Source organism: Pseudomonas sp. GW823-FHT02E01, from assembly GCF_058797535.1.
In genome coordinates this window covers 1-1,799 of the sequence record NZ_JBXAJS010000025.1, presented here as the reverse complement: position 1 = coordinate 1,799, position 1,799 = coordinate 1, and the positions used below count along the sequence as shown (strand labels likewise).

Below are 1,799 nucleotides of genomic sequence, written 5' to 3'. Positions count from 1 at the left end.
GTGGCGGCATTGGTCTCGGTGAGGTTGGCGATGTCGGCGGACAGCACGGCCGCATCGTTGGTGCCGAGGATATGCACGGTAACCGAAGTGAGGGTGCCATCGGCACTGCTCACCGCGAAGGTGTCGGTGTAGGTGGTGCCGGCGGCGAACTCGTTGTGGGCGGAACTGGCGACGTAGGTCCAGGCACCGCCGGTGCCGATGGAGAACTGGCCGTAGCTGCCGGCGGTGTTGGTTTGGGCGACGAAGGTCGCGGCGCTGTCGACGTCGCTGATGGTCAGGGTGCCACTGGTGGAGATGTCGGTGGCGGCATTGGTCTCGGTGAGGTTGGCGATGTCGGCGGACAGCACGGCCGCATCGTTGGTGCCGAGGATATGCACGGTAACCGAAGTGAGGGTGCCATCGGCACTGCTCACCGCAAAGGTGTCGGTGTAGGTGGTACCGGCGGCGAACTCGTTGTGGGCGGAGCTGGCGACATAGGTCCAGGCACCGCCGGTGCCGATGGAGAACTGGCCGTAGCTGCCGGCGGTGTTGGTTTGCGCCTGGAAGCTTTCCGGGCTGTCGATATCGCTAATGGTCAGGCTGCCGCCGGTGGTCAGCGGAGCATTGGTTTCGCTTAGCGTAACGCTGGCCGAGGACAGCACGGCGGCGTCGTTGCTGCCGGTGACGGTGACGGTCACCAGCTGGGTGTCGACGCCGCCGAGGCCGTCGCTAACCTGCACGCTGAACACTTCGTTGTGACTCTCGCCCGCCTTCAGCGACTGCACCGCACTGGCGACACCATTGGTGCCGTTGGCCAGGGTGTAGGTCCACTGGCCGCTGTTGTCCACGGCGATCGAGCCATAGGTGCCGGTATTTGACCCGGCAATACTCCAGGTGGCGGTGGCATCGTGGTCGATGTCGACCGAGCTGAACTGGCCGCTGACGCTGAGCGTGCTGTCTTCCTGCACCGCGCCCGCATCATGGCCGGTCGCGAAGCTGAGCACTGGCGCGTCATTGCTGCCGGTGACGGTGACGGTCACCAGCTGGGTGTCGACGCCGCCGAGGCCATCGCTGACCTGCACGCTGAACACTTCGTTGTGACTCTCGCCCGCCTTCAGCGACTGCACCGCACTGGCGACACCATCGGTGCCATTGGCCAGGGTGTAGGTCCATTGGCCGCTGTTGTTCACGGCGATCGAGCCATAGGCGCCGGTATTTGACCCGGCAATGCTCCAAGTGGCGGTGGCATCGTGGTCGATGTCGACCGAGCTGAACTGGCCGCTGACGCTGAGCGTGGTGTCTTCCTGCACCGTGCCAACATCATGGCCGGTCGCGAAGCTGAGCACCGGCGCATCGTTGCTGCCGGTAATGGTGACGGTCACCAGCTGGGTGTCCACGCCGCCCAGGCCGTCGCTGACCTGCACCGTAAACACGTCATCATGACTCTCGCCAGCCTTCAGCGACTGCACCGCACTGGCGACACCATTGGCGCCATTGGCCAGCGTGTAGGTCCACTGGCCGCTGTTGTCCACGGCGATCGAGCCGTAAGTGCCGGCTGGCGAGCCATTGATGGTCCAGCTGCTCGTGGCATCGTGATCGATGTCGGTCGAACTGAACTGGCCGCTGACGCTAAGGATGGTGTCTTCCTGCACGGTGCCAACATCGTTGCCCGTCGCGAAACTGAGCACCGGTGCGTCGTTATTACCGGTGACGGTGATGGTCACCAACTGGGTGTCGACGCCACCGAGGCCATCGCTGACTTGCACGCTGAACACTTCGTTGTGACTCTCGCCCGCCTTCAGCGACTGCACCGCACTGGC

The 1,799-nt window shown here is 64.3% G+C and carries 1 protein-coding gene; it reads right to left on the bottom strand.

The annotated features are described in order from the left end of the window. On the bottom strand, positions 1-1,799 hold a 1,799-nt coding region (locus tag AC1RDQ_RS28465), incomplete at both ends, for a VCBS domain-containing protein (protein ID WP_492588752.1).